Below are 1,362 nucleotides of genomic sequence, written 5' to 3' on the forward strand. Positions count from 1 at the left end.
AGACCATCAGCGGTCTTTTCAACTACTTAAATAACTAAAAAAGAAACGATCAAATCTTTTTTGATTTGATCGTTTCTTTTTAATTTTCTACATATGCTGCCAAGCGGTTCATTGCTTCGACTAAATTTTCCATTGAAGCCGCATAACTGATTCGAACATAGCCTTCACCTTCTGGTCCAAAGGCGATTCCCGGAATAATTGCTAATTGATTTTTTTCGGCAAGGTCAATACAGAAAGTCATCGAATCTTGTTCAAGGCCTGCCGGTATTTTTGCAAAGATGTAAAATGCCCCAGAAGGTCGTGCTACTTCAAAGCCTAGTTTCGTCATGGCTTGATAGACATAATCACGGCGTTCTCGATACTCTTCTCTCATTATCTCAGCGTCAGAAATCCCTTGTACTAAGGCACGAACTGCAGCCTTTTGGGAAATCGTCGAAGCCGCTGTTACCAAATATTGGTGGACTTTGATGATCTGCTCAGTCAATTCCGCCGGTGCGAAGATAAAGCCGATGCGCCAACCGGTCATGGCATGAGATTTTGACAAGCCATTAATTAAAATCGTTTGTTCACGCAAATATTTTCCGAATGAAACATGCTTCGTCTCATAATTAAGCTCACTATAAATTTCATCGCTGATTACAAAAATTGGATATTTTTTCAACGTCTCGCTCAACGCAGAAACTTCTGCTTCATTGTAAGCCACACCCGTTGGATTGGATGGCGATGTGATAATGATTGCTTTGACCTTATCCCCATGCTCTGCCATCGCCTGATCGATTTGTTCTGGTGTTAAAACAAAACCAGTTTCCCGAGTATCGATATAAACAGGCTCAGCACCTGCCAATAATATCAGCGGTTCATATCCTGGATACGTTGGTGCTGGCAGCAATACTTTATCCCCTGCCTCTAAAATGGCTAACAAACTAGCCGACAGCGCTTCGGTTGCTCCTACCGTCACCAAAACTTCGGTCGTCGGTTCATAATTCACTGTATATTTCTCAGATAAAAAACGGCTCGCTGCTTCTCGAACATCGATCAAACCAGACATGCCGGTATAATGGCTGAAATTATCCTTGATCGCTTGCTGTCCTGCTTCTTTGACGTGCTCGGGGGTATTAAAATCCGGCTCGCCTAATGTCAGCTTCAGCATATTAGGAATTCCAGAGACTTTTTCATCAAATTGACGAATCAATGAGACGGCGATTTCATAAACATTTTTGTTAAATCGATCTTGCAATTTATTCATATAACCCCTCCATTTTTAATCATATTATCACAATCTCTCAGATAGTAAAGAAAAAATATCTCCTGTCTATTTGCTTAGTAATCGCTATCTTAGCCAAATTCCCGCTGATTTCTGCC

At 41.2% G+C, this 1,362-nt stretch carries 1 protein-coding gene; it reads right to left on the bottom strand.

What is annotated here, in order from left to right; genetic code table 11:
• Nucleotides 1-79: 79 nt before the first annotated feature.
• Nucleotides 80-1,246, bottom strand: a complete 1,167-nt coding sequence (locus A5875_RS06790; RefSeq protein WP_088932903.1) for a pyridoxal phosphate-dependent aminotransferase — start codon at nucleotides 1,244-1,246, stop codon at nucleotides 80-82.
• Between the last annotated feature and the right edge of the window lie 116 nt (nucleotides 1,247-1,362).

Source organism: Enterococcus sp. 3H8_DIV0648 (genome assembly GCF_002140655.1).
Lineage (GTDB): Bacteria > Bacillota > Bacilli > Lactobacillales > Enterococcaceae > Enterococcus_A > Enterococcus_A hulanensis.

Excerpts from the sequence above, each read along its gene's own strand:
- A5875_RS06790 (WP_088932903.1), bottom strand. The coding sequence starts at position 1,246 with ATGAATAAATTGCAAGATCGATTTAACAAAAATGTTTATGAAATCGCC.